The organism is Nocardia sp. NPDC019219, assembly GCF_040632645.1.
Taxonomy (GTDB): domain Bacteria; phylum Actinomycetota; class Actinomycetes; order Mycobacteriales; family Mycobacteriaceae; genus Nocardia; species Nocardia sputorum.
Window position 1 is genome coordinate 73,821 of record NZ_JBEYCG010000007.1, and the last position, 25,709, is coordinate 99,529.

Consider the following 25,709-nt stretch of genomic DNA (forward strand, 5'->3'; position numbering starts at 1 on the left):
TCGCTCATCTCATGCACGTCCGGCCTCGAGGAGGATCTGACAATGACGACGTATGCACCGGTCACCATCCAGCAGGCCCAGTTCCCGATCGTCGAATCGTTCACCCACGACACCGTGACCAACCCGCACTGGCAACTGCTGGGCAGCGCACGGCTGCACGACGGCAGCCTGGAACTCACCCCCAACGCCAACTCCCAGGCGGGGACGGCGTTCCTCGATCAGGCGTTCTCCTCCACCCTCGGGGTCACCATCGACTTCGACTATTCCTGCGAGGGAGCAGCCAACCTCGGCGACGGCTTCAGCGTCTATCTGATCGACGGCGCGCACACCACCCAGCCCGGCGGTCTCGGCGCCGCCCTCGGCTACTCCGTCACCAAGTCCGATTCCGGGCAGATCGTCGCGCCGGGAGTCACCGCCGGATTCGTCGGCGTCGGCTTCGACAACTACGGCAACTTCGCCACACCATTGGCCGGCACCGGAGGCGGTGCGCAACGGCCCAAGACCTTGGGGGTGCGTGGAGCCGGCAATCTGCGGGAGGGGTTCGGCTGGCTCACCGGCGTTGCGGTGCCGGGCGGATTCCGCGCGGAGTGGGAGCGCGGCGCCCACATTCAGGTCTCCGTCATCGGCGGGCGGCTGACCGTTCGTCATGCCGACAAGACCAACCCGAACGGCACCCTGCTGATCGACAACTTCGATCTCGCCGGCGCCGACGGTCAACCGCGTGTGCCCGAGACCTTCAAACTGGGCTTCGCCGCCGGGACCGGCGCCGCGACCGCCCACCACCGGATCAAGAACCTGAAGGTGACCCTGCCCGCGGAAATGCCCCTGGAGATCAGCGGCCCGCAGACCGCGCAATCGGGACACCGGATCACCTACACCATCGGCGTGCAGAACCTCGGCCCAAACGACGCCCCCGACGCCGTGCTCGACGCCACTGTCCCGACAGAGCTGACCGATCTGGAACTGAGCTGCCAGGCCGAGAATGGAGCCGTCTGCGGCACCGGCTCGGTTCGCGACGGCTTGCACATGCCGATCGACCTGCCCAAGGGCAGCAAGGCGACCATCACCCTGACCGGCACCATCGACCCCCGATTCGAGGGCCGACTCACCTGCACCAGCCTCATCACCTCGCCCTCACGCGCCAACACCGCCGAACGGCACTCCGGCTCGGTCACCACCGAGGTCGATCGGCCTCCCGTCACCGTCTCCCCCGTGATCGTCGGGCAGTGGCCCCAGACCTGGCCCGAGGACGCGACCGGATGGGTCATCAGCTACGATCTCACTCTGGCCGCCCATGAGCAGCGGGTGGTGTGGTGGGAAATCCGTTTCGACGTTCCGCCGCGAACCCGCATCAATCCTCAGCAGAGCCAGTGGTACCGCGTGATCGAGGACGGCACCAGCGGGTCGGTCGTTATCGCCACGCCGGATGACACCCACACCATCGAGCCCGGCACACCCCTCACCGTGGCCGTGCAACTGCTCTACCCCTCCCAGCACGAGGCCGGGGACGGCGCCCTGCGCAACCTTCAGGCCACCGAGGTGACTCGCCCGTAGCCCGATCTCCAGCCAAGGCCGGCAGAACAGCGTCAGGTTGGGGAAACCACTTCATCCTGACGCTGTTCGCGCCGTTGTCGGGTAGCGCAGGGATAGACCGAGCTCTGGACACTGACACGTCGAGCATGGGTGCCCATGTTCTCCGTCGCGGATGCGCGGCAGAACTGGGCCGGCCGCAGTAAACGTGCAGCGCTGATTCAGAAGAGCCGCAGGTTTCCGACGTAGATCTTGCCGCCGACCGATACCGGTGCGGACTTGCTGGTTATCTCCCACACCGAGTTCCTATCGTTCCATACTTCCAGTGAATATCCCGGACCCGCGGTGTCGGTGGCGACGGCAATCCGGCTGCCGTCGGTGCCGAGTTCGGTGCCTTCCGGCACGTAGCCGGGGATCACGTAGTCGCCGGTATACGCGTCCACCAGGCGGCCCGATTTCGAGGTGAGGATCAGATTTCCGATACCGCGCAAGAGGAGTGGATCGTCGCTGTCGCCGGCGCTGAAGGACTGCTGCTTCCACAGCACGGCCCCGGTGCGCGGACTGATTCCCGCGTAGGTCGTCTTGTCGCCGTCGACCTGGATCGCGGTCGGTACCGAGGTCTCGGCCGGCCCTGGCCCCGACATCGTCGGATGCCGACTCGGCCGCCAACCCCTCGGCAGTTGCGCGGTCTCCGTGCCGTTGCGGTCGTAGATCCCGTACGGTGCCGCACCGCCGCCGACGACGAATCCGTCGATGAAGACGTTCCATTCGTCGTCCGCGATCTCCTCGACGGAGTCCCGCCGGAACACTTCTTTTCCGTCCTCGAGCCGGATCACCTTCAATTCCCACTTGGACAGCGGTTGCGCCGGGTCCGGTGCGGACCTGACCACGGCCAGCCGGACCAATCCGAAGATATCTATCGAATGCCGCGTATTGGCCGACGATCTCGCCGCGGGCCAGCCGATCATGGGAAGTTCCCGGCCGTCCACACCGATCGACCGCAGTGCCGGGGGCGCACCGTAGCTCTGCCTGTCCACGAAAACGAAACGCTCACCTGCGGCGGTCAGGCCGGAGATATCGCCCGCGGCAGCCACTGTGCCGGTGATTCGGCTCGTCGCGAAATCGACCACTAGCAGCGTGTCGGAGTTACGGCCGTTGAGGTGGCAGGCTGCCCCCGTGTGAGTTTCGCTGACGACACAGCGCTCGGCACTCAGGTCACCCGTCGAATCAATCACGACGGGTTGGGTGCCGGCCCAGGGCCGACCGGTGTTCGCATCGATGATCTCGAGATATTCGAGTGCGTCCCCGCGGTCCGGATAGACGGTGCGGCCGAAGAGGACGACCTCCGAATCGCCGCCCAGCGCCGACGGGCCACTCGGCTGGCCCGCGGGAGTACCCGGAATATCCCCCAGCGTCCAGATCGGAGTATCCGGTCGTTTCTCCAGTGACGGAAGTATGGGCGTCACAGGCCGGCGGGGCAGCTGCGCGGCTTCTTCCGCGCCGCCGTCGTGCTGAAACCCTCGGATACCGAGCACTCCCGCCACGACCAGCGCCACCGCGGCAACCAGCGCACCGATGAGCAGAGATCCCCGCCGACCGGTTGACCCCTGCCGGGGCGCACCAAGACCCGGTGATGCCGGGGGCGGGTGATGCGGACTGCGGCCGGCCGGGGCCGGGTTGACGACTGTGGCCGCGTAACGGTCGGCAGGAGCGGCCGGCCAACGCGGGTGCGGTACGGAGACCGCGCCTGCACGGCCGAGGGCGGCCGCGAATTCCTCGGTGGTGGCGAAGCGATGCTCCGGAGTTTTCGCCATTGCCCGTGCGAGCACCGAATCGACCTGCGGCGCTAGATCGGGCCGCCGCTCGCGCACACTGGGAACCGGCTGCTGCGCATGCGCCATGATCACCGCGACCGGGCTGGTGCCGGTGAACGGCTGAGCACCGGTGAGCAGATGAAAGGCGGTAGCGGCCAGCGAATACTGATCGGATCGCGGATCGACCGGAAGCCCCTGCATCTGTTCCGGCGAGGCGTAGGCAACCGTGCCGAGGGTCAGGCCGGTTCCGGTGAGATCGGAGGTCCCCGGGCCCATGCGGGCGATCCCGAAGTCGGTCAGCAGGTAGTGACCGGTCCCGGCGAGCAGGATGTTCGCGGGTTTCACGTCCCGATGGACCAGCCCGCGAGCACCCGCGTAATCGAGCGCACGGGCGACCTCCGTGACCGCCCGCACCACATCGGCTGTGGGCAATCCGCCCGGCGCGGCGGTGAGCAATGCCGACAGATCGGTCCCGTCGATCAGCTCCAGCGCGATCCACAACCGCCCGTCGAATTCCCCGCGGTCGTGGACGCTGACGATGCCGGGATGCGACAGCGACGCGGCGAGATCGGCCTCGCGCTCGAAGCGGCGCCGGTACGATTCGTCGCCGGTGAACTGCGCGGCGAGCACCTTCACCGCGTCGGAGCGGGGCAGCCGGGGATGCCGGGCGACGTACACCTCTCCCATCCCCCCGGCACCGAGCAGGCGTTCGATGGTGTATCCGGCGAACACCGACCCCGGTTCCAATGCGGCCAACGTGCGATACCTCCCCAAACGAAACGTCGAGATTGATCACAGCCCATCCCGCCCACATCGGCAACTCTGTGAGCGATCAACGCGGGCCGTATGTCCTCCAACCAAGTCCCTGCCATTTGCGAGATTGCCCGGCTTGTGACCGCACAGCTCCGGAACTGGAGCGGCCAGCAGGTCTTCAACAGTGACTGTCCCGAAGCGCGCCGGAGCGGTGTGATCGTGCCACGAACGGATTCATCCGCTTTCCCACATCCGCTCTAGCAGATCCGACCGCGTCCGCTGGTTGGACCGGATCCGCGATCCAGTCAGGTACGGCCGGCAACGCAACGGATTACTTCCACGCGTCCGGCGAAGGTGCACGTGCGGACCTCCGCCCCCCACAAGTGGGGGCAGCCGAGATGGTAACCGGGGTTGGGGCGGGGGCGATGTGCCTGGTGGAGTTCGTCGAGAGCGGAGGCCGGGCGTGGGTCTGGGTATGAGAAGCGTTGCGGTGGCGGCTATTACGGTGGCCACGTCGATGTTGGGGGTTGGTGCACCGGTGATGGCGCAGGCCGCGCCGGACGGGCTGAGGCACTGTGCGGTCAGCAGTGGACGGGTGCCCGAGACGGCGACGCCGGAGGAGGTCGGACTCGATTCGGCGGCGCTGCGCGAGGCGGTGGCTCTCGCGGCGGATTCGACGCGCACGACGCTGCAGATATTCCGGAACAATTGCCTGATCGCGACCGGCCCGAACAACGCGCGGGCCGCCGGTGTGCCATGGAATCTGTGGAGCAGCACCAAGAGCGTGGTTTCGATGGTCGCCGGGATCGCGGTGGACGAGCAGCGGCTGCGGCTCGATGATCCGATCGGCGCCTATCTGCCGCCCGAACTCGGTGATGCCGGACATCGCGCGATCACGGTACGGAATCTGCTCACCGAATCCAGCGGCATGCGGGTCGCGGTGGCCTCCGAGGGCATCACCGGGTTGGCGCAAATCGACCCGAATGTGGTCGCGCAGGCGTTGGCTATGCCGATCGATCAGCAGCAGGGCACCGAGTGGCGCTACAGTCAGCGCGCTGTCGATCTGCTCGCCTACGTCATCCAGCGTGCGGTCGACGAGGACTTCCAGGCGTACGCGCAGCGAAAACTGTTCGATCCGTTGGGTATTCCGCCGACCGACTACTTCTGGGGACGTGACCGCAGCGGAAACACCTACGGCTACGCGCATCTCCTCCTGCCACCGGACGATTTCGCCAAGCTCGGCCTGCTGCTCACCAACCGCGGCCAGTGGGGCGGTCATCGGATCATTTCGGCCGATTATCTCGCGCAGGCCGGCCGGCCTACCCCGACGAACCCGTGCTACGGCTTCCTGTTCGTGGTGAACGGGCCGGACTGCGCCAACTACTTCCCCGGTCTGCCGCCGGATGCGATGCAGATGTCGGGAATGATGCGCCAGGACAATTTCGTCGTGCCCAGCCTCGGATTGATGGTCAGCTGGACCGGTGTCACGGTCCCGGGAAGCGCGTTGAGCTTCCCGCACGATGTCCTGCGTGCGGTCGGCGCCGCCTTCCGGGAACCCCGCCTACCCGCCGCGGCACCCTACGAACAGCAATCGGATGTCCAACTGTCCGATCCGATGATCTCGAATCCGGACGCCACCCTCGCCGCACTCGGTATCGGCCCGATGGCCTATCCGGGCTGCAACCCGCTGTCCTGCCTGGGCAAGCCCATGTCCGCGCCGTTCGCGAACTGGCCGCCGGGCTGCTTCATCCTCGGCTGCGTAGGCCCGCATCCGACGACCCCTGGGATCCGGTAGCAGCACACGGTCGATGTCATCCCGCTGCCCGGCGGTTCCGTCCTGGGCGCCGCCGGGCTCGAGTTCGGCCGACTACTTCACGAAGTCGCGCACGCCCTCGAAAACCGTCGACGACGACAGCAGCGCGACATGGCCGATGCACTGCGTCTGGGTGTTGGTGGCACCGCTGAGAATGGTGCTGTCATCGGGGTTGATGATCTCGTCGCACGGTGACCACCAGGTGCCGTAATTCACCCGGCCGGGGGTTTCGTCGGTGCTGTTGAGCTCCGCGAGGAAGGCCGAGCCGAGCCGCATCTCCTCGCAGGATGCGTCGAGGCATCCGTTGGCGGCGTCGGTGCCGTGATTGGGGCCGCCGATGGAGACCCAGTCGTCGACGGAGTTCAGGCCATCCAAGTTCTTCAGGTACCAGCGACTGTTGAGGCCGCCCATCGAGTGGGTGACGATATCGACTTTGGCGGCACCGGTTTTCGCGCGCAGCGCATCGACCTGCGCTTTCACCTCCAGCGCAATGTCCTTGTTCGACCGGGTGGAATCGTAGCTGAATCGCGCCATCTGCTCCGCGGAGTACCCGGCGTCCAGGAATCGGCCCCACATGTAATTCCAGTCCGACGCCGATCCCCGCCATCCGTGAACGAAAAGGATGGGATCTCGCGCCGGCGCCGCAGCCGCCTGTGGCGTGGCGATACCGAGTGTGGCGGTAGCCGTCGCGACCAGGGTGATTGCGGCCATCCCGAGAAGGCGCGTGATCGATGTGATGTGCATGCGTTGACTCCGATCTGCTCGCAGCACTGCGAGCAGACAGAAGGTAGCGCCTCGACCGCCCATCCGAGCATTGTGAAAGCTGAAGATTTCAATTCGCCCCCGGGTTCATGATGTCTCGCCGGCATCGCGGGAGGAACAGCGCCGACGCGCCTGTCCGTTGATCGCCGATGAGTTTCGACCGCGTAGGAGGTCTACTCGATCATGAGGAAACTGATCTACGGATTCAGCGTGTCCCTGGACGGCTACATCAACGACCGCGACGGCGGCATCGACTGGACCAACCCGGACGAGGAGTTGCACCAGTTCCACAACGACCGCTACCGCGAGATCGAGGTCTCGCTGCACGGCCGTCGCCTGTACGAGCTGATGGCCGAGTACTGGCCGCACGTGCCCGAGGACGCGCCGCGCATCGAGCGTGAGTTCGGCAGGCTCTGGACGGACAAGCCGAAGGTCGTCTTCTCCCGGACGCTCACCGAGGTCCACTGGAACAGCACGCTGATCAGCGAAAACGCGGTCGAGGAGGTCCGCAGGCTCAAGGCCGGAGGCGATGGCGTCATGGAGGTGGGTGGTGCGAGCCTCGCGGCCTCGCTGATGCCACACGGGCTCATCGACGAGTACCAGCTGTTCTTCTTGCCCGTGGTACTCGGCGGCGGCACACCGGTCTTCCCATCGCTGGACAAGCGCGTCCAGCTCCGGTTGGCCGAGACAAGGCACTTCGACACCGCGGTGATGCTGCGCTATCTCGCCGACTGAGATCCGCCCGTTGGCTCGGCATCCGCTGCGCAACGCAGGCTTGCCGACCGGACGGGTCAGTGGTCTGTAGGCCGATGCGGATTGTGGCGTGCAGGTGAGTCCGCACGATGCTCCCGGCGGGGGTCGCCGCCGAACACGGGAAACCGGCCACCGTGGCGTGGCCGGAGGGCTCAGCCCGCCAGGTCTGAAACCCGCCCCATAGGTACTATGGACTTCATACCTTCGGCAATCGCTCGCGGGATGATGTGGTGGAGAGGAGTGGGTCGTGGCCGATGCGGATGGGCATCCCGATATCGGGGAGTTCGATCTCTCCGCGGTGCTGGCCGCGCTCGCCGATGACAATCGGCGCAGTGTGATCGCGCAACTGTACGCGGAGCCGGAGGGGACCGAGCAGTTCTGCAGTGTGTTCGGGATGCCGTGGGCGCCGTCGACGCGCACCCATCATTTCCGGGTGCTGCGCAAGGCAGGGTTGATCTGGCAGCGCGACGTCGGCAACGGCCGGATGACGAGCCTGCGACGCGAGGACATGGAAAAAGTGTTTCCCGGCCTGCTGGCGGCGATTCTCGACGCCGACAGGGGTCGTCATCCGGCCGCGCCGGCTACCACGTGACCGGCAGTGATGTCGGCCGGTGGACGAGAATGCCGGTCTCCCAAGGGATCCGGTCCTCGGGCACGGCGAGCCGGAGCGTCGGCAGCTCGGTGACGAGCCTGCGCAGCACCTCGGTGATCTCCATGCGCGCCATGGCCGCACCCATGCAGTGGTGCATGCCGTAACCGAATTGCAGGTGCCGCTTGCCGTTACGGGCCGGGTCGATCACCGCCGGGTCCGGGTACACCTCGGGATCACGGTTGGCCGAATGCGCGTCGGCGTAGACGATGTCGCCGGGATACAGCGTCCCCTGCGACAGCGTGAGCGCACGGGTGGTGACGCGCGGGAAGGTCGAGATCCGTCCCAGCGGCAGCAACCGCAGGAACTCCTCCACCGCGGCGGGGATGGCGTCCGGATTGTCCACCAGGTATTGCCACAGCTCCGGCCTGGCGAGGGCCACATAGGCGATCTTGGCGATCACCGACAGGATGTTCTGGTCCCCGCCGACCAGTGAGCCGAGCAGGATCGCCGCGTACTCCCCGTCGGTGACCGGCGGGGACACGGAATCGCGCGCCGCGAGCAGGTCGAGGATCAGGCCGGGCCGCAGCTCCCGCCGCCGGGCGACGAGATCCTCGATGTAGTGGTACAGGGTCCAGAAATCGGCCAGCAGTTTGTCCACGTCGCTGTCGTCGCCGAGCTGCATCTCCCGCGACAGGTGCCGGAAATAGGCGAGATCGGCAGTCGGTATGCCGAGGTAGTCGACGTTGACGCCGATGGTGACCGGATCCAGCAGGGCGCGAACGAGATCGGCCGATCCGCGCTCGTGCTGTGCGCGCAGTTCGGCGAGCGCGTCGTCGAGTACCCGGTGCACCGCGGGCACTCGCCGGGCCATGGTGGCGGCACTGTAGGCGGAGGCCACGAAGCCCTTGAGCCGCCCGTGATCGGGGTGGTCGAGGTTGAGCAGCATTTCCGTCGGCATGATGGTCGGCAGGAAGCTCGGCCCGTCCTCGACGTTGGTTTCGGCGCGCGCGAAGCTGAGGTCGGTCAGCACCGCGTGCACGTCGCGGTAGGCGGTCACGTGCACGGCGGTGTGGCCGCTGGGCAGTTTCACCTGCGGTAAGCCGCCGGTGGAACGCTGCGGTAGCGGTTCGATCATGAGCGGCGGCGCGATATTGGCGATACCGTCGAGATCGACCCGGACCGCGTCGAGTGCGTGGGTCATGAGGTGACTCCTTCTGGACTGGAACCGATGTCCCGGTTCTCGGTGGCTCGTGTGTTGCCGCGCACCGCGACGATGAGGATGGTGAGCACCACGAGCAGGGCGATGAGGACGCCGACAGTGATCGTGAAGGCGGAGCGGTAGACGTCGGGATGGCCGAACTGGCCCGCGGCGGTGTCGTCGGCGGCCTTTCCGCTGAGCCGGGTGCCGACGACCGTGGACAGCACGATGGCGTATCCGGCCACGAACAGCGCTTCGCTGCCGATGCGGAAGAAGTTCAGCAGGCCCGCGGCGGTGCCGCCGCGTTCGGCGGGCACCACGGAGAGCGCGTGACCGTCGACGAGACCGATGGGCAGGCCGAAACCCAGGCCGAGCAACACCATCGGCACGACGATCCAGGCCACCGAACGATCCGGGGACAGCGCGAGCACACCGGCGTTGCCGAGGATCGCGGCGCCCAGCGCGAGGTAGACCACCCGACCGACGGTCAGCGACGGGAAGCGGGTGACGAGCTGTCCGACGGCCACCGGCGCGACGAAGACCGGAATGGTCATCGCGAGCATGAGCAGTCCGGAGGCGCCCGCCGAGAGGTCGGTGATGCCGCTCAACGCCGAGGGCAGGTAGGTCAGCAGGGTGACGAAGCCGATCGATCCGGCGACCGGGACCAGGCACATGGCCAGGAACTCCCGGTTGCGCAGCAGGCCGAGATCGAGGATCGGACCGTGTTCGGCCACAGCGGGTTTCACGGCGGGCAGCACCCGTGTGCCGACACCGGCGGCCGCGAGGATCACCGCGTGCACCAGGAAGACGCCCCGCCAGTCCAGCAGTGAGATCAGAATTCCGGAGATGGTGGGGCCGAGCGCGAGGCCGAGCCCGTTCACGGTGCCGAAGACGGCGAACGCCTTGGTCCGGCGAGCCCCCTCGTAAGCCGCCGACAGCAGCGCGGTGGCGCCGGTCAGGATGGCCGCGGCGCCGATGCCCGCGACGACGCGCGCCAGGTCCAGGACGAACAGGTTCGGTGCGGCGACGCTGCCGACACTCCCCGCGACGACGAGCGCGGTACCGATCCCGAAGGTGCGCCGATGTCCGATGCGGTCGCTGACCGCACCCCACAGCAGCGTGGTGAGCGCGAAGGCGACATTGAATCCGTTCACGACCCATTGCAGCGCGGCGGGATTCGATCCGAGGTCCTGCGAGATGAGCGGAAGCGCGATGGCGGTGCCCGCGATGGCCATCGGCGTGACGAACTGGGCGGCGAGCACCACGGGCAGTGTCGCGCCGCTGGGTGGCGCGCCGCGAGTTTCGGTTTCGGTGGTGACGGTCGACATGGATACCCCCTGGGGCGATGGTCGGGTGGGCTCGGCACGGCGGGAGGACTTCGGAATGCGCGAGGTACCACCGAACTAATAGGTATTATGATATTAGTAGCTACGATCATCTTCGTACAACTGCTGCCGCGGACCAGATCCCCGACCTCGCCCCAGGAGCATGTGATGAGCACGGCGCACCGGCCCGGACCGGATTTCCTCGACACCGATGTGCTGGTGGTCGGCGGCGGCCCGGTCGGCATGCTGGTAGCCGCCGAATTGGCGCTGCAGCGCATCCGGGTCGTCGTGGTCGAGACCCGCACCGAACTGGACCTGCGCCCGCGGGCGGGCACGGTGCACGCCCGATCGCTGTCGCTGCTGGCGCGCCGCGGATATCTCCCCTCCGTGAATCCCGAAGCGATCCAGCGTGATCCGCACGGTGTGCGCCGGACCCCGTTCCAGTTCGCGGCACAGCCGGTGCTGACGATCAGCGCGCCCAGCGTCGAGCCCGGTCCGATCGCGGGGATTCCGCAGGCACGGCTGGAGGCGGCGTTCGAGGAGCGCGCGGGTGATCTCGGCGCACGAATCCTGCGCGGTCACACCGTCACCGGACTCGAGGTCCACGACGACGCGGTGGTGGCCGAGGTGGCCGGCGAGGACGAACACCGCTCGCTGCGTGTCCGCGCCCGCTACGCCGTCGGCGCCGACGGCGCCCGCAGCCTCGTCGCCCGCACCGGCGACTTCCCGGCCAAGGTGTACCCGGCGACTATGAACGCCATCGCTGGGCTTGCCGTCACGGCCCCGGACGACGGGATCCCGCCGGGCTGGAGTCCGACGCCCACCGGATGGACCCTGCACAATCCGAATCCCTACGGTCCCGCGCGCATCATCGCCATGGATTTCAGCGGCGCCCTCGACCACCGGCCCGAGCCCGACGCGCGGGAGTACCGGCAACGCCTGGAGTACGTGCTCGGCGCATCGCCCGCACTGAGCGAGATCAGCCACCTCACCCGGTTCAGCGACCACGGCCGCTACCGCACCCGCCTGCGGGACGGACGCCTGCTGCTGGCAGGCGACGCCGCGCACAGTCACTATCCTCTCGGCGGCCAAGGCCTCAACACCGGCATGCAGGACGCGTTCGCGCTGGGCTGGCGACTGGCCCGCGTGATCACCGGCCACGACGGGCCCGCCGTCCTCGACGAGTACTCGCGCGAACGGGTCGCCGTCGCGGCGGCGGTGGTCGCCAACACCGTGCTGCAATCGCGGATGATGAACCCGCGTGAGCCCGAGCTGCGTGCGGCGATGCTGGCCATGCTCGCGGTCCCGGCGATCCACGACGCCGTCGCGCAGCTCATCAGCGGCCAGTTCCAGTCCGGATTCCAGCACGATCTGGTGGTCACCGAGGCCGACGGCGGCGTGCTGACCCTCACCGAGCTGTTGCGGGCGGGCCGGTTCGTGGCGATCCGGCCCGACGAGCACGTCCCGGTCCCGCACGCCCCCGCCGACGCCATCACGGTGACCGGCAAGGTGACTCCGGACCAGGCGTGGACCTGCGCGTTGATCCGCCCGGACGGCTACCTGGCCTGCGCCTGGTGAGACAGCGCTCAGCCCGGCCATCGTTCCAGCACCTCGCGCACCTCGGCGATCGCCTGTCCGGCAGCACGGAACCGCACCGCCTGCCAGCCGGATTCCCGTGCCGCGGCGCAGTTCTCCGCGAGGTCGTCGATGAGCAGACACTGACCGGCGGCGACGCCCGCCTGCTCGGCGGCCAGGGCGAAGATCTCCGGATCGGGCTTGCGGACCCCGACTTTGCACGAATCGACCAGGGCGCTCAAAACCCCATCCAGATCGATCATCTCGTGCCAGTAGGGCTCCCATTCGACGACATTGTTGCTGAGCACCCCGACCGGAGTTCCGCTGTCGGCCAGCTCGATCGCGAAGTCGCGGACCGCGCTGTTGGCGCGGTGGCCTGCGAACCACTGCCTGCCGAAATCCGGTTCGCTGCGCGAGAGGTCGAGCTCGGGTTGCTTGGCCCTGAGCACGGCGTGCAGCTTGCCGACCCACTCGCGTTCGTCGAGCAGCGCCAGTTCGATCGGGGCCAGCGGCGCCAGCCCGTATTCGGCGCCCACCTCGGCGATGGCGAATTTCAACAGGTCGGGCGGAATGCCCGCGACCTCCTCGTAGCGCAGGAACAGGTCGTCGAGCGGCGGTGAGAGCACCCCGCCGAAATCGAACCAGACGAACGGCCCCGCCGTCTTCGCGGCGGTCACTGGACCATCGTCCCGACGTCGGCCGGACGGAAGCGCAGTTCCACCTCACCGGCGGCGATCACATCCGCGCCCTGGGTCAGGTCGACCCGCGCCCGCACGCCGCCGCCCGCACCGGGAAGTGCGGCCACGGTGGCCCTGGCGATGGTCTCGCGCTCGAATTCCCCGAACTTGGTGAACTCGATCTGGAGCTGCTGCATCACCATGCGGCTGGTGTCCAGGCCGAGGACAGCGTTCGCGGCCGCCATCGCGACCTGCCGGGCCGCTTCGAACTGCAACATGCCGGGGACGTGATCGAGGGCATGATCGAAGAGAGAAGGATGGTCGGTGTCGATGATGGTCAACGCCGTCAGCTCGCGCTCCCCCGACAGCACCGGATTCGCCAGGATCGCATTGCGCGGGTTGTGCCTGCCTACCGAACCCGGCCGCATCCGCGCGACCGGTAAATGCCCCGGAATCACATGCTGGGCGGGCAGACCCAGCGCTTCGCGCCCGCGGACCCTGATCCGGTTCCACACCGCGGCGGGCATCCACTGGTAGACCATCACCTCCCGTGCGGCTTCCCTCCCCTCGATCTCGGCGACCATCTCGAGCGACAGGCCGACGACCTGATCGTCACGGCGCTTCTCGCCGATCACCCGCGCCTCGATGACGCAGTGCCCCGGGCAGTTGCCGATCCGCAGGGTGTCGGGGTCGGCGATGGTGAAATCCGCCGATCCGAAGATGAACTTCTCCGTGCGGGCCACCCCGAGGAAGGTGTGCGCGTAATAGATCGCGACCTGCCGGAACACCTCGATGAGCAGGAGTGGATCGTAGGTGGTCGCGGTGCCCCGATGGTCACTGAAATACGAGTGGTTGCGGGGCAATTGGGCGGCGAACACCGCACCGTCGGGAATCGGTTGCGCGTCGGTGAGGAAGACCTCGGCGATCGATTCCCGGTGCACGATGCCTCGCGGAATATTGCGATCGAAGGTCAGGGTTTGGGTTGCGGCGGTCATGATCGTGCCTTCCTGGAAGGGTGGGTTGGCGGCAGACTGGTCAGCGGACGGCGATGTCGTATGCCCAGGCATTGACGGTGTTGCGGGGCGGGTCGAACAGTGAGGTCACGTTGTGGATCGCGGAACTCGCCGCGACACTGTTGCGGTCGGTGTAGAGCGGGATCGCGACGGCGTTGTCGAGCAGGTGCGCGGTGATGGTGTCGAACAGCTGCTTGCGCTGTCGCGGGTCGGTCGCCTTGGTCGATTCGATGAGCCACCGGTCCACCTGCGGATCGGCGAGTTTCGCGCCCGCGACGATGGAACCGAGGGTGATGCCGTCGATCTGGCCGTACTTCAGATCGGGGGTGGTGGAGCCGTAGGCGCGGTTGAACTGCAGCGACAGGTCGAGGCCGCCGACCTGGCGCGGGAACGCCTCGTACTGGTTGCGCGCCAGCAGGTCGTAGACCTGGGCGTTCTCGACGAACTGCAACTCGACCCGGATCCCGAGGTTCTGGCGCAGCTCGGCCTGCCATGCCTTCAGGAAATCGTCCTCCGGATAGGTCGGCGTCGTGGCGAGCAGCCGGACGGTCAGGCGCTGTCCCGCCGCGTCGGTGCGGTAGCCGTCGGCGTCCTTGCCGGTCCAGCCCGCTTGATCGAGCAGGGCGCGGGCGGCGGCGACATCGGGTTTGCCCTTGGTCTCGTACTTGGCGTCGTAGTAGGCGCTGTCCGGAGAGACGAGGCTCCAGGCGCGCTGCTGGGAACCCTTGGTCAGACTGTCCACCACCGCGGCGATGTCGACGCCGCCGGCGATGGCGCGCCGCACCCGCACGTCCGTGGTCGGGCCGTTGGTGAGATTGAGCATGATCACCGTGGGCGCGGCCGACGAGCCGATCTGTTCGTACTGGAATCGGTCGATCCCGTCGAACAGGGAGATGTCGGTGGCCTTGACCGTGCCGATCGCGTCGACCTCGCCGCTGCGCAGCAGGCCCGCGCGGGTGGAAGCTTCCGGGATGTACTTGACGACGAGGTCGTCCACGTACGCGGCGCCCTGATGCGTCGCGGTGGCGGGACCCCACCGGTAGTCGGGATTCCGGTGGAACCGCAGTTCCTGTCCCTGGACCGCCTTGTCCAGGATGAACGGACCCGAACCGACCAGCCCGGTCCCGCTGGTGAGGGTCTCCTTGTCGACGTTCAGCGTGCTGGGAGCCACGATGGCGCCGCTGAGTCCGGCGAGGGTGGACAGGAAGTCCGCGCGAGGTGTGCTCAGCGTGATCCGCACCTTGTAGGGGTCGAGCACGTCGACCGCGCTGACGCTGGAGTACTGCAGGAGGCCGAGCACCGTCCAGGACGGGGTGTCCGGATTCCTCAGCACATCGATGTTCGCCTTGACCGCGGAGGCGTCGAACTTCTCCCCGTTGTGGAAGGTCACGTCCCGGCGCAGCGTGAATTCGTACACCGTGCCGTCGGGGGAAACGGTCCACTCGGAGGCGAGCCACGGGTGGAACTTTTCGTCGCGGTCCTCCGCGATGAGACTGTCGTAGCTGTTGCGGAGCACCTGGGAGGCGTCGAAGGCCGCGCCGACGTGGGGATTGAGGCCGCGTGTCGGATAGGACGGCAAGGCGATGGTGAAGGTGCCGCCCGGCTGTGCGGGCGAGGTCGGTCCGCCCTTGCCGCTGCCGGGTTCCGGGTCCGAGGCGCAGGCTCCCGCGGCGAGGACGACGCCGACGGCCAGCGCGATGAACAGTCGAGTGAGGCGATTACGCACGCGAAGGGCTTTCTGTGGTGTCCGGTACCGCCAGGCGCGGCACGGAATCGAGCAGGGAACGTGTGTACGGGGAAGCCGGCGCCGTGAAAACGTCGTCGGCCGAACCGGATTCGACGATCACGCCGCCATGCAGAACGAGCAGGCGGTGACAGATCTGCCGGACCACGGCGAGATCGTGGGAGATGAAGACGATGCCGACCCCGCGCTCACGCGCGAGTTCGGCGATCAGCTCGAGGATCTGGGCCTGCACCGAGATGTCGAGTGCCGACACCGGCTCGTCGCACACCACCAGTTCCGGCCTGCTGCCCAGCGCCCTGGCGATATTGACGCGCTGACGCTGTCCGCCCGACAGTTCGCGGGGGTGGCGATCGATGCTGCCTGTCGGCAGGTGCACCGCGTCGAGCAGATCCAGCACCTCGGCGCGCCGCCGGCGACGGCCGACCCGCAAGGCGACGCTCTCGCCGATGATCTCGCCCACCCGGTAGCGGGGGTCGAAGGAGCCGGTCGAATCCTGCGCGACCAGGCCGATCCGCCCGGGACGGCGGGTGCGCGGCGTCAACGGCGCTCCGGTGAAACGCATCTCGCCGCCGTCCGGCTGGATCAGCCCGGTGATCATCTTCGCCACCGTCGACTTGCCCGAACCGGATTCGCCGACCACGCCGAGCACCTCACCGGCCCGGACCTCGAAGCCGATGTCGGCTACCGCGGGCACCGCACGGCCCCGCACCCGATACGACTTGGTCAGCGCCCTCGCGGTGAAAACCGGTGCGCCCGAACGTGACGGCGGTGCGCCCGCCCGGCCCCGCGGCACCGCGGCGATCAGTGCCTTGGTGTACACGTGCCGCGGATCGCCGATGACCTGCGCCGCGGGCCCCTGCTCGACGACGCGGCCCGCTTTCATCACCAGAATGCGATCGGCCACCGAGGCCACCACCGCCAGATCGTGGCTCACCAGGATCATCGACCGCCCGCCCGCGACCTGCCGGACCAGCAGTTCGAGCACCTGCGCCTGGACCGTCACATCCAGCGCCGTGGTCGGTTCGTCGGCGATGAGGATGTCCGGATCGCCCGCCAGGGCGGAGGCGATCAGCGCGCGCTGGCGCTGGCCACCCGACAGCTGGAACGGTCGCTGCCGCTTGCGCACCTCGGGATCGGCGATCCCCACCGAGCGCAGCAGCTCGTCGATGCGGGCCGCGCGCAGGGAGCGCGGTGTCGCGCGCAACGCCTCGGCCATCTCGTCGGCGATGGTGCGCAGCGGATCGAGCGCGACGAGCGCGTCCTGGAACACCAATCCGATCCGGGCGCCACGGACCCGGCGCCACTGCCGTTCGCTCAGTCCTAGGGCCGGGGCGCCGAACAGCTCGAAACGGTCGGCCCGCACCCGGGCGCCTGCCCCCGCGAGGCCGACAAGGCTGCGCGTGGTCACCGATTTGCCCGAACCCGATTCGCCGACGATGGCGAGGATCTCGCCGCGCCGCAGGTCGAAGCCGACGCCCTCGACGACATCGCCCGCGGTCCCTGGGAAACCGACGCGCAGGTTCCGCACGCTCAGCACGGTGTCGGTCACGGTGTCCGTGCTCGGCACGGCGGCGGCGGTGAGCGTCATGGCTGTGCCCTTCGTTCGAAGCGGTGCCCGACGTGGCGGCCGAGCACCGTGGTGGCCAGGACCACGACCGTGACGGCGGCGCCGGGGAAGGCGACCGACCACCACGCGGTACGCAGATCGCCGTGCGCCTCGGCGAGCATGGAACCCCACTCCGGATCGGGAGGTTGCGGGCCGAAGCCGAGGAAACTCAAGGCGGCGGCGCCGAGAATGCTGGTCCCGAGGCCGAGGGTGACCACGACCGGCAGCGACCGCAACGCGTTCGGCAGGATGTGGCGAACGACGATCCGCGCGCGTGACCGGGTCAGCAGGCGCGCCTGCGCGACATGGTCGGCGGCGCGCACCGCCCGGGTCTCCGCCCGCATCACCCTGGCGAATCTCGGTGCCGCGGCGATGCCGAGGGCGAGAACGAGATTGCCGGTTCCGGTGCCCGTGAAGGTGATGAGCACCAGGGCGAGCAGCACCTCGGGGAACGCGCCGAGCAGATCGAAGGCACGCGAGGCGATGGCGTCCACGACCCGGCCACCGATTCCGGCCACCAGTCCGGCACTCACGCCGAGCAGCACCGCGAGCGCCGTTGCCGACACCCCGATGAACAGCGACAACCGGGCGCCGTGCACGACACGGGTGAACACGTCACGGCCGAGTTGATCGGTGCCGAACGGATGTGACAGCGACGGCGCCAGATGCGCGGCGACCAGGTCGGTCCGCAGCGGGTCGCCGGAGGCGAGCAGGGCGGGCACGAGGGCGGCGGCCACCGCGAGAACGAGCACCGCGCCTGCGATCAGGACGGCGACGGGACGGTGCGGCACCGGGAGGGTCAAGCGTTGCCGCAGTATGGCTGTCGTCATGCGGAGGCCTCCTGCAGGCGCGGGTCGATCCAGAGATAGGCGATGTCGACGACGACCGTGACGATCAGATAGACCGCGGCCGACAGCAGTGCGACACCGAGCACCACCGGAACGTCGGAATAGCCGACGGCCTCGACCGTCGCCCGTCCCACGCCGGACCGGCCGAAGACCTCCTCGATGACGACGGTCCCGGTGAGCAGTCCGCTCACGGCCCATCCGGCCAGAGTCGCGGCGGGGATCAGGGAATGGCGCAGTCCGTGGCGCAGGCGCAGGCGGATGGCGCCGATGCCACGCGATCTGGCCGTCAACGCGAACGGCTGCTCGAGCGCGCGCTCGATCCCCTCACGCATCACCTGGGACAGCACCGCGGCGATGGGCAGGGCCAGGGTGACGGCCGGGAGGATCACGCGCTGGAACTCGTTGCCCGCGGTCACCGGCAGCACCTTCAGCGTGAAGGCGAAGATCCAGATCAACAGCAGTCCGGTCCAGAAGGGCGGCGCGGAGGCCACCACGATCTCGGCCGTGGTGATCGACCGGCTCAGGACGTCGCGCCTGCCCGCGGAGAGTACGGCCAGCAGTGGCGCGAGGACGACCGCGAGGAGCAGGGCGAATCCGGCGAGTTTCGCGCTGCTGCCCAATTGTTCGCCGAACACGATGTCGGTGACGGGTTCGCCGCGCACGTACGAGTAGCCGAGGTCGCCGTGTAGCAGCCGTCCGAGGTGTCGCCCGTACTGCACGAGCAGTGGGCGGTCCAGACCCCAGTCCTGTTCGATCCGCGCACGCAGGGCCGGATCGCTGGACTCTCCCATGATCGCGGTGACCGGATCACCGGGGGCGATGTGCACGGCCAGGAATGCCAGGGTGACCGCGGCCCACATCATCGCCACCGCGGACAGGACAACGCCCGCGATGCGGCCGAACACGCTGCGCCGGTGTGGATTCATCGCGGCTCAGTCCTCGATGGGCGCGCCGACCAGGCTGCCCCATTCGGTCCAGGATCCGTCGTAGACGCGGATCCGGTGATCGTCGAGCAGGTCGGTGAACACCAGCCAGCCCAGCGCGGCGCGATGGGAGAGCCGGCAGTAGGCGATGATCCGGTCGGCGCCGTCGATGCCGAGCGCCGCCACCCGCTCCCGGAGTTCGGACACCGGCCGCAGCAGTCCGTGCTCGTCGAGCAGATCCTGCGCGGGCAGGCTCCGCGCGCCCGGAATCCGGCCCGCCCGTTCGGCGCCGTGGTCGATCGGCTCGGTGAGCGGGGACACCCGCAGACCCGAATACTCTTGCGGCGAGCGCAGATCCAGGATCGCGATGGGCGATCCGAGGGCGGCGCGTACCTCGTCCCGGCCGACGACGATTTCGTCGTGGCGCGGCGCGACCTGAGGCAGCGGTTGCGGCGACTCGGAGACCCGCGCCTCGGCAGCGCGCTCGATCGGTGCGGCGGAGGCGCTCGACGGGGTGCCGTTCGCCGCTTCGGCGGCGCGCCACGCGGGCAATCCACCGTCCAGATAGCGCAGGTCGCCACCGACCCCGACGGCCGCGGCCACCCAGAGGGCGTACGCGGCGAACTGCGTCGGCTCGCCCGCGAAGACCACCGTCGACTCGGCACCGGCGCCCCGCGCGCGCAGACGATCTATCAGAACCGGCGCCGAGGGGAATTCCCGGCGCGAGCGGTGCCAGAGCAGATCCTTCCAGTACACAGTGCGCGCACCCGCGATGGCGCCGCGGTCCGACTCGGCAGCCGGTGTGTTGGTCACCTCGATGACGACGACGCTGGGGTCCCAGAGGCGGGTCCGCAACCATTCCGCGTCGACGACTCGGCTCGTCAGGATGTCTCCCACAGCAGCCCCTCCCGCTGATTTGTGCCGGGTCGGGCGACCTCGGCGGTGAAAACATATGAGCGGCACCGCGATACTGTGAACACAAAAAGTCACGAAGACTGGAATTATGTTTCCAGCGCGTCGGAATACATATCCTCGGCACCGCGCATCGTCCGAGCGTCGAAAGGAACGCGATGTCCGGCGCCCGTGCCGCCCACCTCATCTCCGCAAGCAGGTTGCGTGACGACCCACCGAAACAGCTGGTGCTGCTCGACGTCCGGGTCGGCGCGGTCGGACCCGACCCGAACGGATTCCGGCGCGGGCACCTGCCCGGAGCGCGGTTCGTCGACGTCGACGCCGACCTGGCGGGCGCCGCCACCGCGAGCTCCGGCGCCCGCCCGCTTCCGGAAGCCGGACCACTCACCGCCGCGCTCCGGCGCTGGGGCATCCGCGCCGACAGCACCGTGGTGGTCTACGACGACTCCCGCTCGGTGCCCGCCGCCCGCGCCTGGTGGGTCCTGCGCTGGGCGGGACTGACCGACGTCCGGCTCCTCGACGGTGGGCTGCGGGCGTGGCGCGCGGCCGGCGGCCCCGTCGTCCGCGGCGCCGAAACCGTCGCGGCGGGAACCGTGTCCGCGCGGCCCGGTGGACTTCCCGTCGTCGGCACCGCCGCCGTCGCGACCCTGCCCGCACGCGGCATCCTCCTCGATGCCCGCCCGCACAGCCACTATCGCGGCGAGGGCCAATTCGCCGGTCACATCCCCGACGCCGTGAGCGCGCCGGTCTTCGACGACTTCGACGAGCACGGACTGCTCCGCGACGAACACACCTTGCGTGCGCGCTATCACGGCCTCGGCCTCGGCCCCGCGACGCCCGCGGCCACCCACTGCGGCAGCGCGATGGCCGCGGCCCTGCAGGTCTTCGTCCTCGCCACGCTCGGCATCGAGATCGCCCTGTATCCCGGCTCGCTCTCGCAGTGGACCGCCGACCCCGCACGCCCCCTCGTCCGCGGCGACTCCCCCGCGCCCGGCCCCGTCCCGTCACTCTGATCCCCCGGAGATCCGCCCATGGCCGACCAGCCACGACATGTCATCCTCAACGCCAACCTGATACCCGGCGGCACCCTCGGCAGCCCGTGGCGGCGCGCCGAACAACCCGCGGCGCATTTCGTCGGGATCGAGCACTACCTCGACGTGGCACGCATCGCCGAACGCGGACTGCTCGATGCCGTGTTCCTGGCCGACTCACCGGACATCCAGGCCAAGGACTGGAATGCGCCGAGCCGGCTGCTCGACCCGTTCATCGCCCAATCCGTGCTGGCCGCGCACACCAGCCACATCGGCCTGATCATCACCGCCACGACGTCCTACAGCGACCCCTACAATTTGGCACGCTCGTTCGCCGCGCTGTCGGCGGTGTCCGGTGGCAGGGTGGGCTGGAACTACGTCGTCACCGGCGGCGACGCCGCAGCCCGCAACTACTCCCTGGACCAGGCCCTGCCGAAGTCCGAACGGTACGCCCGCGCCGCCGAATTCCTCGACGTGGTGACCGCGCTGTGGGATTCGGTGCCCGCCGACGCGGTCGTCGGGGACAAGGCCACCGGCCGTTACCTGGACCCGGCGGTGGTGCGGCCGATCGACCACGACGGCAGGTTCTTCCGGGTGGCCGGGCCGTTGAAGGCGCCTCCACTGACCCACGGCAGGCCGGTATTGATCCAAGCGGGCGCCTCCACCCACGGCGTGGAACTGGGCGCGAGGACGGCGGACGCCGTCTACTCCGCACACGTCGATCCCGAGTCCGCGGCACAGCGCCGCAGCGAACTCCGGCGTCGGGCCGCCGACGCAGGGCGCGCCCCCGACAGTGTGAAGCTGTTGCCGGGGCTGATCGTCGTGCTCGCCGATTCCGAAGCCGCGGCCCGGCGACGCGAGCGCGAGCTCATCGACCTCATTCCCGACGACGTCCAACTGGTCAACCTCGCCGATCGGCTCGGCGTCGACCCCGCCGATCTCGACCTGAACGCACCGTTCCCGTGGGAGCGGATCCCCGACGAGACCACCGACGCGGGATCACGCGGACAACGCGCGGTGCTGCTCGAGTACGTGCGCTCCAGTGGCGCGGACACGCGCGGCGCGGCACGACTGCTGGCCTCGGGCAGTGTGCACGCCAAGGTGGTCGGCGGCCCGGACCAGGTGGCCGGATTCATCGCGGACTGGTTCGAGGCGGGCGCTGTCGACGGTTTCAACGTGATGATCGACGAATTGCCCGGCGGGCTGGCCGATTTCGTCGACCATGTCGTTCCGCTGCTGCGCCGTCGCGGCCTCTTCCGCACCGAATACGACACCACCACCCTGAGAGGGCACTACCGGCTGTGATCACTTCTTCGTCGCCGGCCGTGACCGACGCGCCGTCGTTGTTCGTGCAGTTGCGCAGCGGCCCGCCCGTCGCCGAGGTCTACCGGCACACCATCGACATCGGTGTGCGCGCTGAACGACTCGGGTTCGGCACCGTCTGGTTCGCGACCCGGCATTTCGAGGCCCATCACGCCGCACTGCCCTCCGTGTTCCCCTTCGTCGCCGCGGTCGCCCAGCACACCGCCACGATCCGGCTCGGCACCGGCGTGGTCGCGTTGCCGTTCGAACATCCGGTGCGCCTGGCCGAGGACGCGGTGGTCACCGACGCGCTCAGCGGTGGACGGCTCGAACTCGGTGTCGGCAAGGGCCTCGGATTCGGCCACTCCGCCTCCAGCTACAGCGGATTCGGTGTTCCCGACACCGACCGGGAGTCGCTGTACGCCGACCGGCTGGCCGCGCTACAGCGTCTACTGGCTTCCGGGCGCGTCACCGACGACATCGCCCTGTATCCGCCACCGGGCACCCTGCGTTCCCGGCTCTGGCAGTCCACCGGCAACAGCGACACCGCGCGGCGCGCGGGCGCGGCCGGCGACGGACTGCTTCCGCACGGCAACTCGCAGGCGCGTGCAGGCGGCGATGTCGCCGAACTCGTCGACGCCTACCTGTCCTCTTGCCGCGGCACGCCGCGCATCGGGGCGAGCGTCACGGTGCTGCCCGGTGACAGCGAGCGCGACGCGCTCGACCTGCTCGACACCGACATCCGACTGAGCCCGGCCTACTACCCGCAGCCGCCGAGCGCCGCCGACCGGCGACGGCTTCTGGCGGACAACCGCATCCGGATCGGATCCGCCGAGCAGATCGTGGAACAGCTGCGCGAGGACCGAGGCCTCGCCGCCGCCACCGAGGTGCTGTTCCAGATCCCCCTCGCGGTCGGCCATCCCCGATACACGGAATGCCTGCACCGCGTCGGCGCCGAGATAGCCCCGCGGCTGCATCCACGGTCGGTCCGCTAGTCCAGGAACTCCCGATGCGTGGCAGCGGCGGCCTCGGCGAGCAGGCGAGCGAGTTCGGCGAGCCCGGCGTCCGCATCGGGTAGCTGCGGCACCGCGACGCGCACCACGCCAGGACGCGGCGGCGCCACATACGATTTCGCACCGGATCCGACGACGATCCCGTGCCGGGCCAGCCCGAGCAGCGCCGCCTGTTCATCGGCGACCTCCACCCACACCACCAGGCTGTTCACCCCGGAACGTGCGGTGACGCCGCGTTCGCGCAATGCCGCGAGCAGCCCTTCCCGACGGGCGGTGTAGCGATCGCGAGCGGTATCGATCAGTGCGGCGGTCGCGGGGTCGACGATGAGGTGCGCCAAAGCGTTCTGCAGGATCCGACTGTTGGCGGCGATCCCGTGGACCCGGGCACGGATGGCCCGGTCGACCAATTCGGCGCTGCCGCCGATGACGCAGGTCCGAATGTCCATGCCGTAGGCCTTGCAATAGCTGCGCACCCGCACGCTGTGGCGCGGGAACCAGCGGCCGAGCGAGGGCGCCTGGGCCAGGGCCAGTGGTCCCACCGCATCGTCCTCGACGATCCAGGGCACCTGCTCCGCCGCGGCGAGCACCGCGGCCAGCTCCGTGGCCCGGTCCTCCGACAGCGCGCCACCCATCGCGTACCCGCCCTCCGGCTGGAGCACCACCACCGACGGCTGCCGCCGCAGCGCCGCCGCCAGCGCGCCGGGCAGCGCCCCCTGTTCGTCGGACTCGATACCGAGCACCTCGTACCCGACCTCCGCCAGAGTGTCGAGGAAGCCCGGCATCACCGGCTCCTCCACAGCGACAAGGGAACCCGCGGGCGCGGCGGCGTCCACCGCGAGGAACAATCCCTCCGAACCGCCGCCCGCTGCGGCGAAGGCCTCGGCCGGGAAGGGCCAGCCGTCGACGACGGCCTCGCGCAGCCGATCGGTGATGTAGTCACGCCCGGGCCGGTTGAGCTGATCGGTGTGCAATCCGGCCAGCATGGCGGGCGCCAGATCCGGTTGCAGCGCGTAGTCCGGGCTTCCGGTCAGCAGGTCGCGGGCCGCGAGCGCACGGCCCGCGGGGACCTCCGCGAGCGCGGCCACCACCGTGCCACCGCGTCGATTGGTGGCAATCAGGCCTTCCGCGCGCAGCGCGCTCCAGGCGGCGACGACCGTGCGCGTACTCAGTCCGCAGCGCCGGGCGACCTCGCGAATGGTCGGCAAGCGCGCACCCGAGGTGAGCGCACCATCCCGGATCAGCCGGGCCGTGACCGCCCGTACCGACTCGGGGGTGTGCGAAGCATCGGCCTGCAACGCCCGCACCAGCAGTGCAGAATCCTCCGTCACTGACACTCCACTCGTCGTCGGCCACCCGTACGGAGAATATATGTGTCCAGCGAACCAATTTGTTCCCGGATGCTCGAGATATGTATCCACCCGTCCAGCGACCCCGGAGCGACCGGCGGATCAGCCGATGGATCGGCGGCCCGTGCCCGGGGCCCGTGTGGGCAGGGGGGCGATCTCGCGACCATCCGCGCGACCGTCATAGCCGACGAGAACGCGGCCGGGCAGCACCCGCTCGGCGGGGCAGGACACCGCGCTCTGGAGGTGCCATATCCCCCGCGGTGCGAGTGCTTCCGCAGATCCTTCCGCGGTTCGGATCCGGTAAGGAATCGAGGTGGCCGTGGCGGGTCGGAGCGTCACAGGAACGCTCGGCACATCGCCACCGGGCCACCCTATGAACGCCTTGCCGCGAGTGACTTCACCTTCTCCGGATGAATTCGCGAGAAAGATCGCACAGCGCTCTCCGCGTATGCCCGCGAGACACCCCCATGGGGTCGACCCGTGTGTCCGGCCCGCACCCGAAATCACCCGAACTGGGCGATCAGATTCTTCCTGCCGAGATCCTACGCTGCTGACGACAGCTATCGGATCAGCACGGCGTAAAGCTCAGTGGCGGTATGCCCACAGTGAGGAGAGACCATGACCAAGTTCCCCCGCGAGGGCCGGTACCAGATTCTCAACCCGCAACTCGACGGCGCCGCGATGGGGCTCACGGGCGCCGACACCGGCGGCCGCGGCGTGGCCGTCGGGCTGGTGGGTCCGGACCGCAACGACTACGGTCAACTCTGGCTCGTCGAGGTGGACGACGATTCGACTGTCCAGCTGACAAACGAACAAACGAACACGATGCTGCTCCTGGGCGGAACGGGCCACAAAGGTGATCCCGTTGTGTGCGGGGGCGGGGAAATTCACGGTGCCATGCCATGGAGCTTCGACGGGGACGCCGAGGAGGAAGCGGCCGTTCTCGTACCTGGTTTCAACCACGCCCTCGCCCTCGCCCCAGCAGGGCCCCACTACGGGCTCACGGTCGTCGACAACACACGTGACGGTACCCAGCTGTGGCGCTTCGTCCCTTGGTGAGAAGGCGGACAAGGCTCGGCCTGCTTCGTCGGGCCGGCGTTGTTCGTCATTTGCTTTGAGGCTCCGCGGCCAGGGCTCGATCGATAACCACAGGAGCCGCCGTAGTGGCGATCACGTCGT

General features: G+C 68.8%; 21 protein-coding genes. 9 read left to right on the forward strand and 12 right to left on the reverse strand.

The features are described from left to right. Positions 1–42 precede the first annotated feature (42 nt). Entirely contained in the window at positions 43–1,554 is a 1,512-nt protein-coding gene (locus ABZ552_RS15490; protein ID WP_357437776.1) for a hypothetical protein, read from the forward strand. A 197-nt stretch (positions 1,555–1,751) separates the two neighbouring features. On the opposite strand, the gene ABZ552_RS15495 is transcribed toward ABZ552_RS15490, so the two are convergent. Continuing rightward, on the reverse strand, positions 1,752–4,100 hold the full coding sequence (locus tag ABZ552_RS15495; protein ID WP_357437779.1) for a serine/threonine-protein kinase: 2,349 nt from the start codon (positions 4,098–4,100) through the stop codon (positions 1,752–1,754). A gap of 514 nt (positions 4,101–4,614) precedes the next feature. On the opposite strand from ABZ552_RS15495, the gene ABZ552_RS15500 reads away from it, so the two are divergent. After that, positions 4,615–5,892 (forward strand): serine hydrolase, encoded by a 1,278-nt coding sequence (locus ABZ552_RS15500; RefSeq protein ID WP_357437782.1) that lies wholly within the window; start codon positions 4,615–4,617, stop codon positions 5,890–5,892. Positions 5,893–5,964: 72 nt separating this feature from the next. On the opposite strand, the gene ABZ552_RS15505 is transcribed toward ABZ552_RS15500, so the two are convergent. Beyond that, positions 5,965–6,654 (reverse strand): triacylglycerol lipase, encoded by a 690-nt coding sequence (locus tag ABZ552_RS15505; RefSeq protein ID WP_357437785.1) that lies wholly within the window; start codon positions 6,652–6,654, stop codon positions 5,965–5,967. Between the two features lie 201 nt (positions 6,655–6,855). Between ABZ552_RS15505 and ABZ552_RS15510 the strand changes: the two genes are divergently transcribed. Further along, positions 6,856–7,407 carry a dihydrofolate reductase family protein gene (locus ABZ552_RS15510; protein ID WP_281879627.1) on the forward strand — a complete coding sequence of 184 codons (552 nt, stop codon included), beginning with the start codon at positions 6,856–6,858 and terminating at the stop codon, positions 7,405–7,407. Between the two features lie 265 nt (positions 7,408–7,672). Further along, positions 7,673–8,017 (forward strand): helix-turn-helix transcriptional regulator, encoded by a 345-nt coding sequence (locus ABZ552_RS15515; RefSeq protein WP_281879626.1) that lies wholly within the window; start codon positions 7,673–7,675, stop codon positions 8,015–8,017. On the opposite strand, the gene ABZ552_RS15520 is transcribed toward ABZ552_RS15515, so the two are convergent. Continuing rightward, positions 8,007–9,218 carry a cytochrome P450 gene (locus ABZ552_RS15520; protein ID WP_281879624.1) on the reverse strand — a complete coding sequence of 404 codons (1,212 nt, stop codon included), beginning with the start codon at positions 9,216–9,218 and terminating at the stop codon, positions 8,007–8,009. The genes ABZ552_RS15515 and ABZ552_RS15520 overlap by 11 nt on opposite strands. Then, positions 9,215–10,543: an MFS transporter gene (locus ABZ552_RS15525; RefSeq protein ID WP_357437790.1), complete on the reverse strand. Its 1,329-nt coding sequence runs from the start codon at positions 10,541–10,543 to the stop codon at positions 9,215–9,217. The genes ABZ552_RS15520 and ABZ552_RS15525 overlap by 4 nt, the downstream gene beginning before the upstream one ends. 165 nt (positions 10,544–10,708) lie before the next feature. On the opposite strand from ABZ552_RS15525, the gene ABZ552_RS15530 reads away from it, so the two are divergent. Beyond that, a complete protein-coding gene (locus tag ABZ552_RS15530) occupies positions 10,709–12,118 on the forward strand; it encodes an FAD-dependent monooxygenase (RefSeq protein WP_357437793.1) in 1,410 nt (469 codons plus the stop codon). An 8-nt stretch (positions 12,119–12,126) separates the two neighbouring features. Here ABZ552_RS15530 and ABZ552_RS15535 read toward each other — a convergent pair whose 3' ends face one another. From ABZ552_RS15535 to ABZ552_RS15565, 7 genes are read right to left on the reverse strand one after another with little or no spacing between them, the layout of a single operon-like run. Further along, positions 12,127–12,792, reverse strand: coding sequence for an HAD family phosphatase (locus ABZ552_RS15535; protein WP_281879620.1), 666 nt, complete (start codon positions 12,790–12,792; stop codon positions 12,127–12,129). After that, the gene (locus ABZ552_RS15540) at positions 12,789–13,787 is read right to left on the reverse strand and encodes a ScbA/BarX family gamma-butyrolactone biosynthesis protein (RefSeq protein ID WP_357437796.1); all 999 of its coding nucleotides are present in this window, start codon (positions 13,785–13,787) and stop codon (positions 12,789–12,791) included. The genes ABZ552_RS15535 and ABZ552_RS15540 overlap by 4 nt, the downstream gene beginning before the upstream one ends. A gap of 40 nt (positions 13,788–13,827) precedes the next feature. Beyond that, positions 13,828–15,531, reverse strand: a complete 1,704-nt coding sequence (locus ABZ552_RS15545; RefSeq protein WP_357437799.1) for an ABC transporter substrate-binding protein — start codon at positions 15,529–15,531, stop codon at positions 13,828–13,830. After that, a complete protein-coding gene (locus ABZ552_RS15550) occupies positions 15,524–17,137 on the reverse strand; it encodes an ABC transporter ATP-binding protein (protein WP_357437802.1) in 1,614 nt (537 codons plus the stop codon). The genes ABZ552_RS15545 and ABZ552_RS15550 overlap by 8 nt, the downstream gene beginning before the upstream one ends. Beyond that, entirely contained in the window at positions 17,134–17,985 is an 852-nt protein-coding gene (locus tag ABZ552_RS15555; protein ID WP_357437805.1) for an ABC transporter permease, read from the reverse strand. Before ABZ552_RS15555 ends, ABZ552_RS15550 begins: the two co-directional genes overlap by 4 nt. After that, on the reverse strand, positions 17,982–18,929 hold the full coding sequence (locus tag ABZ552_RS15560) for an ABC transporter permease (RefSeq protein ID WP_357437808.1): 948 nt from the start codon (positions 18,927–18,929) through the stop codon (positions 17,982–17,984). The genes ABZ552_RS15555 and ABZ552_RS15560 overlap by 4 nt, the downstream gene beginning before the upstream one ends. Before the next feature lie 6 nt (positions 18,930–18,935). After that, a complete protein-coding gene (locus ABZ552_RS15565) occupies positions 18,936–19,823 on the reverse strand; it encodes a rhodanese-like domain-containing protein (protein WP_357437811.1) in 888 nt (295 codons plus the stop codon). 173 nt (positions 19,824–19,996) lie between these two features. On the opposite strand from ABZ552_RS15565, the gene ABZ552_RS15570 reads away from it, so the two are divergent. From ABZ552_RS15570 to ABZ552_RS15580, 3 genes are read left to right on the forward strand one after another with little or no spacing between them, the layout of a single operon-like run. After that, positions 19,997–20,851: a rhodanese-like domain-containing protein gene (locus ABZ552_RS15570; protein ID WP_357437812.1), complete on the forward strand. Its 855-nt coding sequence runs from the start codon at positions 19,997–19,999 to the stop codon at positions 20,849–20,851. Positions 20,852–20,869: 18 nt separating this feature from the next. Then, a complete protein-coding gene (locus ABZ552_RS15575) occupies positions 20,870–22,174 on the forward strand; it encodes an NtaA/DmoA family FMN-dependent monooxygenase (protein ID WP_357437814.1) in 1,305 nt (434 codons plus the stop codon). After that, on the forward strand, positions 22,171–23,166 hold the full coding sequence (locus ABZ552_RS15580; protein WP_281918143.1) for an LLM class flavin-dependent oxidoreductase: 996 nt from the start codon (positions 22,171–22,173) through the stop codon (positions 23,164–23,166). Before ABZ552_RS15575 ends, ABZ552_RS15580 begins: the two co-directional genes overlap by 4 nt. Here ABZ552_RS15580 and ABZ552_RS15585 read toward each other — a convergent pair. Then, positions 23,163–24,512: an aminotransferase class I/II-fold pyridoxal phosphate-dependent enzyme gene (locus ABZ552_RS15585; RefSeq protein ID WP_281918142.1), complete on the reverse strand. Its 1,350-nt coding sequence runs from the start codon at positions 24,510–24,512 to the stop codon at positions 23,163–23,165. The two genes, ABZ552_RS15580 and ABZ552_RS15585, sit on opposite strands and share 4 nt — an antisense overlap. Positions 24,513–25,148: 636 nt before the next feature. Here ABZ552_RS15585 and ABZ552_RS15590 point away from each other — a divergent pair. Further along, positions 25,149–25,589, forward strand: a complete 441-nt coding sequence (locus ABZ552_RS15590) for a hypothetical protein (RefSeq protein ID WP_281879606.1) — start codon at positions 25,149–25,151, stop codon at positions 25,587–25,589. The last annotated feature ends 120 nt before the right edge of the window (positions 25,590–25,709 follow it).

What these genes read in the sequence shown, in the direction of transcription:
- ABZ552_RS15575 (WP_357437814.1), top strand. Translation starts at nt 20,870, where the DNA reads ATGGCCGACCAGCCACGACATGTCATCCTCAACGCCAACCTGATACCC.
- ABZ552_RS15570 (WP_357437812.1), top strand. Translation starts at nt 19,997, where the DNA reads ATGTCCGGCGCCCGTGCCGCCCACCTCATCTCCGCAAGCAGGTTGCGT.
- ABZ552_RS15555 (WP_357437805.1), bottom strand. Translation starts at nt 17,985, where the DNA reads ATGACGACAGCCATACTGCGGCAACGCTTGACCCTCCCGGTGCCGCAC.
- ABZ552_RS15505 (WP_357437785.1), bottom strand. Translation starts at nt 6,654, where the DNA reads ATGCACATCACATCGATCACGCGCCTTCTCGGGATGGCCGCAATCACC.
- ABZ552_RS15590 (WP_281879606.1), top strand. Translation starts at nt 25,149, where the DNA reads ATGACCAAGTTCCCCCGCGAGGGCCGGTACCAGATTCTCAACCCGCAA.
- ABZ552_RS15490 (WP_357437776.1), top strand. Translation starts at nt 43, where the DNA reads ATGACGACGTATGCACCGGTCACCATCCAGCAGGCCCAGTTCCCGATC.
- ABZ552_RS15560 (WP_357437808.1), bottom strand. Translation starts at nt 18,929, where the DNA reads ATGAATCCACACCGGCGCAGCGTGTTCGGCCGCATCGCGGGCGTTGTC.
- ABZ552_RS15500 (WP_357437782.1), top strand. Translation starts at nt 4,615, where the DNA reads ATGTTGGGGGTTGGTGCACCGGTGATGGCGCAGGCCGCGCCGGACGGG.
- ABZ552_RS15540 (WP_357437796.1), bottom strand. Translation starts at nt 13,787, where the DNA reads ATGACCGCCGCAACCCAAACCCTGACCTTCGATCGCAATATTCCGCGA.
- ABZ552_RS15510 (WP_281879627.1), top strand. Translation starts at nt 6,856, where the DNA reads ATGAGGAAACTGATCTACGGATTCAGCGTGTCCCTGGACGGCTACATC.
- ABZ552_RS15530 (WP_357437793.1), top strand. Translation starts at nt 10,709, where the DNA reads ATGAGCACGGCGCACCGGCCCGGACCGGATTTCCTCGACACCGATGTG.
- ABZ552_RS15520 (WP_281879624.1), bottom strand. Translation starts at nt 9,218, where the DNA reads ATGACCCACGCACTCGACGCGGTCCGGGTCGATCTCGACGGTATCGCC.
- ABZ552_RS15525 (WP_357437790.1), bottom strand. Translation starts at nt 10,543, where the DNA reads ATGTCGACCGTCACCACCGAAACCGAAACTCGCGGCGCGCCACCCAGC.
- ABZ552_RS15550 (WP_357437802.1), bottom strand. Translation starts at nt 17,137, where the DNA reads ATGACGCTCACCGCCGCCGCCGTGCCGAGCACGGACACCGTGACCGAC.